7 protein-coding genes are annotated in these 5559 nt (G+C 74.5%); 5 read left to right on the top strand and 2 right to left on the bottom strand.

All coding sequences use genetic code 11. From position 1 onward, the window contains the following. Positions 1–1029 (top strand): acyl-CoA carboxylase subunit beta (locus ACIQBJ_RS21270; RefSeq protein ID WP_400712583.1); only part of this gene is annotated, 1029 nt, incomplete at its 5' end. Next, positions 1026–1229 carry an acyl-CoA carboxylase subunit epsilon gene (locus ACIQBJ_RS21275; RefSeq protein WP_400712586.1) on the top strand — a complete coding sequence of 68 codons (204 nt, stop codon included), beginning with the start codon at positions 1026–1028 and terminating at the stop codon, positions 1227–1229. The genes ACIQBJ_RS21270 and ACIQBJ_RS21275, both read left to right, overlap by 4 nt. Before the next feature lie 3 nt (positions 1230–1232). On the opposite strand, the gene ACIQBJ_RS21280 is transcribed toward ACIQBJ_RS21275, so the two are convergent. Together ACIQBJ_RS21280 and ACIQBJ_RS21285 are read right to left on the bottom strand one after the other, a co-directional pair. Beyond that, a complete protein-coding gene (locus tag ACIQBJ_RS21280) occupies positions 1233–2282 on the bottom strand; it encodes a helix-turn-helix transcriptional regulator (protein ID WP_400712589.1) in 1050 nt (349 codons plus the stop codon). A 461-nt stretch (positions 2283–2743) separates the two neighbouring features. Next, complete coding sequence (locus tag ACIQBJ_RS21285) at positions 2744–3718, bottom strand: LuxR C-terminal-related transcriptional regulator (RefSeq protein ID WP_400712592.1); 975 nt, start codon at positions 3716–3718, stop codon at positions 2744–2746. A gap of 426 nt (positions 3719–4144) precedes the next feature. On the opposite strand from ACIQBJ_RS21285, the gene ACIQBJ_RS21290 reads away from it, so the two are divergent. The 3 genes from ACIQBJ_RS21290 to ACIQBJ_RS21300 all read left to right on the top strand — a co-directional run. After that, positions 4145–4324, top strand: a complete 180-nt coding sequence (locus ACIQBJ_RS21290; protein ID WP_400712595.1) for a hypothetical protein — start codon at positions 4145–4147, stop codon at positions 4322–4324. Positions 4325–4331: 7 nt separating this feature from the next. Then, positions 4332–4661 (top strand): hypothetical protein, encoded by a 330-nt coding sequence (locus tag ACIQBJ_RS21295; protein WP_400712598.1) that lies wholly within the window; start codon positions 4332–4334, stop codon positions 4659–4661. Positions 4662–4820: 159 nt separating this feature from the next. Beyond that, positions 4821–5559: CHAP domain-containing protein (locus tag ACIQBJ_RS21300; RefSeq protein ID WP_400712601.1), on the top strand; the 739-nt coding region annotated here is incomplete at its 3' end.

Genomic DNA, 5559 nt, shown 5'->3' on the forward strand with positions numbered 1-5559 from the left:
TACAGCCCCGCCCTGACCGACTTCGTGTTCATGGTCCGCGAGACCTCGCAGATGTTCATCACCGGCCCCGACGTCGTCCAGGCCGTCACCGGCGAGAAGATCACCCAGAACGGCCTCGGCGGCGCCGACGTCCACTCCGCCGTCTCCGGCGTCTCGCACTTCGTCCACGACGACGAGCAGTCCTGCATCGAGGACGTCCGCCACCTGCTGTCGCTGCTCCCGCAGAACAACCGCGAACTGCCGCCCGTCGAAGCCACCGGCGACCCCGCCGACCGGCGCAACGACAGCCTGGCCGAACTGGTCCCCGCCGACCCGCAGCGCTCCTACGACATGCGGGCCGTGCTCGCCGAGATCGCCGACGACGGCGAGTACCTGGAGGTCCACGAGAACTGGGCACGCAGCGTGATCTGCGCCCTGACCCGGCTGGACGGCCGGGTGGTCGGCATCGTCGCCAACCAGCCGCAGGTCAACGCCGGTGTGCTGGACATCCACTCCTCGGAGAAGGCCGCCCGCTTCGTGCAGATGTGCGACGCCTTCAACATCCCGCTGGTCACCCTGGTCGACGTCCCCGGCTTCCTGCCCGGCACCGACCAGGAGCACGACGGCATCATCCGGCACGGCGCCAAACTGCTCTACGCCTACTGCGACGCCACCGTGCCCCGCATCCAGCTGATCCTGCGCAAGGCCTACGGCGGTGCCTACATCGTGATGGACTCCCGCTCGATCGGCACCGACCTGTCCTTCGCCTGGCCCACCAACGAGATCGCCGTGATGGGCGCCGAGGGCGCCGCCAACGTGGTCTTCCGCCGCGAGATCGCCGCCGCCGCCGACCCGGACGCCACCCGGGCCGCCCGGATCGACGAGTACCGCCGGGAGCTGATGCACCCGTACTACGCCGCCGAACGCGGCCTGGTCGACGACGTCATCGACCCGCGCGACACCCGGGCGGTGCTGATCGCCGGACTGGAGATGCTCCGCGCCAAGGACGTCCGGCTGCCGCGCCGCAAGCACGGCAACCCGCCGCTGTGAGCGCGGCCGCCGCGCTGCGGATCGACCGCGGCCGGCCCGACCCCGAGGAACTCGCCGCGCTCACCGCCGTGCTGTGCGCCCGGGCCGCCGCCGCCCGGACCGGGCCGCCGCCGGCCCCCGCGGACCCGGCCGACCCGGCCTGGCTGCGACCGGACGGCTACCTGTCGCCCCGCGGCTGGTCCGACCGACCGGCCGACTGAGCGTCAGATCCAGCCCTTCTCCTTGGCCAGCATCGCCGCGTGGAACCGGTTGGCGGCGTTCAGCCGGAGCATCAGATCGGCCACGTAGCGCCGGAAGGTCCGCAGCGAGACCCCCATCCGGCGGGCGCCGATCTCGTCCTTGTCCACCTCGCACAGGATGCGCAGCACCTCCCGCTCCACGGCGGTCAGCGCCTCCTCGCCCTCGGCCGAACCGGCCAGCGTGGACAGGTCCTCGGCGGACTCCCACACCTCCTCGAACAGCCGGATCATGCTGGCCAGCAGTCCCGGCTGACGGATCACCAGGGCGCCCCGGCCGGACTCCTCCGGGTCGACCGGCACCACCGCCAACGTCCGGTCGTAGGCGATCAGCCGCTCCAGCGCCCGGTCGGTGAACCGCACCTGCGCACCCAGCGCCACCGTCTCGCGCAGGTACGCCAGCGTCACCGGGTTCTCCACCGCCTGCCGCCGCACCACCGTGCGCAGCGCCACCCCGCGCCGCAGGCAGCGCATGTCCAGCGGCCGGGCCGCCTCGATCAGCGACGGCGAGAAGGACGGCTGGAGGGCCAGCACCTCCTGGTGGGCGAAGAACGCCAGGTCGTCCAACCGGGCCCGGATCTCCTCCAGCCCGTCCAGCCGCTCGATGTCCAGCGGCAGGGTGCGGGACCGGCCCTGGCGGAACGCCCCGGCCAGCTCGGGGATCACCGCCCGGGTCGCCATCACCCGGCGGAGCTGCTCGTTCAGCTCGGTGAACCGGTTGTCGATCAGCCGCTCGATGCCGATCGACGGGTCCACCAGGGCGCTGCGCCCCTGCTCCCGCTCCGAGCGGCGCAGCAGGCCGAGCAGCTCCAACTCGGCCATCGCCCGGCCCACGTCGGCCTCCTCCAGGCCGAGGGCCGCGGCGGTCCGGCCGGCACTCGCCGCGGCCGCCTCGTCCGGGTGCTCCAGCAGGTACCAGTAGACCTCGATCGATCCGGTGCCCAGGCCCAGACAGGTCAGGTCGGCCATCCGGGCCGCGCGCTCGCCCGGCCGCCCCGCGTTCCGCTCCTCGCTCACCAAGCCCATTCCCCCCGATGGACGGGCGCCCCCGCCCATGAAATTCCCGTTCCCGACCGCTGCCGTGCGGGCCCGGTGTGCCCACGGGGCCGACATCGGGTCGGGTGCCGGGTCCGGCCCGCCCGGCTGTTCCGCCGAAAACCGGCTCGACCGGGAGTAATCACGGAAACCCGCAATGTAGCCGACGCTATCCGCCCAATTGCCGTTGCGCAATGCCGTTCTGACGTAGCGGTGGGTCACTCTCCGACAGGTCGGAACGGGCGAACCCCGACGGTTGCGGACGTTTCGCCCCCGTCCTGGTGCGTTCCGGTGATTCCGGGGCGCCGGAAGGCCGCCCGGGCCGTACTTCTTGGGGATTTTTTTGCCCGCCACACCTCACTGGCGGAATCCCGCCAAGATGAGACCGGCGGCGGGATTCCCGCGCCCCGCTTCCCGCTTTCCGTCCCGGTGCCGGGAACCGGTCAGAGCCAGCCCTTGTGGGCCGCCTTGATACCCGCCTCGAAACGGCTGCTCGCGCCCAGCCGCTCCATGATGGCGGCCATCAGCCGGTTGACGGTGCGCGAGGAGACGCCCAGCCGCTGCCCGGCCGTGTCGTCGGTCAGGCCGCTGCCGAGCAGGCGCAGCAACTCCCGCTCGGTGTCGCTGAGCCCGGTCGCGGCGTCCTCGACCCGCCCGGCGCCGAGCGGCACCGCGGTGGCCCAGGCCTGGTCGAACAGCTCGCACAGGGCCAGCACCAGGCCCGGCTCGGTGACGTGCAGCGCGCCCTTGCGGGTGTCCGCCGGGTCGATCGGGACCAGCGCCTGCGCCCGGTCGACGATCACCAGCCGCTGCGGGATGACCGGCGCGGTGCGGATCTCGCCGCCGTGGTCGAGCACCCAGTGCGCGTGCGCCACGATGTGCGGCACCTTGCGCACGGCGTCCTGGTAGAGGCCGCGGATCACCACGCCGCGAGCCAGGATCTCGGCGTTCGCGGCCCGGGCGGCCGCCAGGTCCTCGGGCCGGTGCCCGGTGCCCGGGTGGACGCCCAGGCACTCGGTGGTGGTCCGGCGGCCCAGCTCCTCCAGCCGGGCCTGGATCGCGTCCATCCCCAGCAGCCGCTCGCCGTGCGCGGCCCGGGTGTCGGCGCGGTCCGCGACCAGCCTGGTCACGGCGGCCCGCGAGGCCGCCAACCGGGCCTGCCGGGCCGCCAGTTCCGCCTCCTGCCGGGCCAGCACGTCGGCCAGCCCGACCTCCGGGCTGACCGCCCGGAGCTGCCCCGGATGCTCGCTGGACGCGCGCACCAGCATCAGGTCGGCCAACTCGTCCAGATGGCCGCGGACCTGATCGGGCCTCAGCCCCAACCGGTCGGCGAGCGCCCCCACCCCGTCGCCGGGCCGGTCGAGCATGGTGCGGTAGACGTCCGCGGCGCCGACGGACAGCCCCAGGGCTTCGAACATGACGGTGTTGCCCCCCGTACGGTGTTGCGCCCCTCGTGACGGCGCGACGCGCTTCGGCGCGCGGCTCATGATGGCACCGGCCCCCACCGCCTTCAAGATTCCGGAGGCGAACTCCGTTGGCAGGAAAGGGAAAGCGGGCGAGCCGCCGGAAACGGCCCGGAGCGCCGCCGGGGCCCGGTGCGTTCGCGGACGAAGCGGACAGTCCGGGACGGAGCGCCCCGCTCCCCGGGCCCGGCCGCTGTCGGGATTCCGCCTGGCGCTTTGGCGACAGGGCGCAGACCTGTCGGCGCGGCCCGCGCCGGGCGAAGCTTGAGCCATCGCCACCGGGGAGCGCCCGGAACGGCGAGCCGACCCGAACGCCACCGCGGAGCGCCCGGGCCGGAACCCCGCCCCTCCTGCCCGCCCCACCGCAAAGGACGAACCGCCATGACCCGCAAGCCCCTCACCGCTGCCGCCGCGGCGGCCGCCGCCCTCGCCGCCGCCACCCTGCTCCTGTTGCCGGCCGCCGGCCCCGCCGCCGCCGACGAGACCCCCGGCCAACCGCCCGCCCCGACCGCCACCGCCACCCGCACCCCGGCGCCGTCCGGTGAGCTCCAGTGGGGCTGACCGGCCCGTGGACGTCGTCTACGCCAGCCTGGACCGCCGCCCCGGCACCCGCCCCGCACCGGCCGACGAGGCCGACGAAGCCGCCGAGGCCCTGGCCGCCCTCTGGGCGCACGCCGGACCCGGCGACGGCCTGGAACACGCCAGGGCCCGGGTCGAACCCGGCCGGATCGACCTGCTGCTCTTCCTGCTCCCCCCGCCGCCCGGCCCCGGTGCGGCCGCCGACCCGGCCCGCCGCGCCGCCGACCTGCTCGCCCGCTGCCACCGCGGCTCCGCGGCGCTGAGCCTGCGCTACCTCCCGCCGGTGCCCGCCCCGGCCCCGGGCCCGCCCGGCCGCTGAGCGCCGCCGCGCCCTCCGCACCGCCCGTCCCGGGCCGCCGCCCCCGACCGCTGTTCCTGCAGGACAGCCGTCCGCCGCCGTCACCCGCGGGTCTCCCCGCCCCGCACGCCCCGCCGTGCGCCCCATTCGCCTGCCCCGCCCACCCGTTGGAGTACCGCCATGTCCCGCAAGCCCCTCGTCCGCTCCCTCGCCACCTCCGTCGCGCTGGCCGTCGCCGCCACCGGCCTGATCACCGTCGCCGCCGGTCCGGCCTCCGCCGCCACCAGCCGCAGCGCGATCGTCTCGGCCGCCGTCGGCCAGCTCGGCTCGAACGGCTGCGGGATCGTCAACTGCGGCGTCCAGTGGTGCGCCTACTTCTCCCGGTGGGCCTGGCAGCAGGGCGGGGTGGACGTCTCCGCGCTCGGCGGCACCGTCACCACCTTCGTCAACTACGGCGACAGCAACGGGACCTGGCACAACCCGGGGACGTACACCCCGCAGCCCGGCGACGCGATGATCTTCGGCGGCGGGAACTACCCGACCAAGGCCAGCGGCGGCGCGCACGTCGGCATCGTGGAGAAGGTCAACGCCAACGGCACCCTCACCGAGATCGGCGGCAACCAGGGCGGCCTGGTCACCGAGGTCACCGGCACCGCCGACCAGATCGAGCACTACCTGGAGGGGTCCTCCTCCAATTTCCTCGGCTACGTCAGCCCCGTCGGCGCGGGCGCCGTCACCCCGCCGCCCACCGGCTTCGCCGACGGGACCTTCGTCAACGTCACCGAGACCGGCCAGGTCTACCGGATCGCCGGCGGCGCGCCGATCGCGGTCACCGACTGGAACAACGTGGGCGGCTTCCAGAGCTACACCACCATCAGCCAGGCCCAGTTGAACGCCCTGCCGACCGTCCCGGCGGACG

The sequence above is a fragment of the Kitasatospora sp. NPDC088391 genome, assembly GCF_044753345.1.
Lineage (GTDB): Bacteria > Actinomycetota > Actinomycetes > Streptomycetales > Streptomycetaceae > Kitasatospora.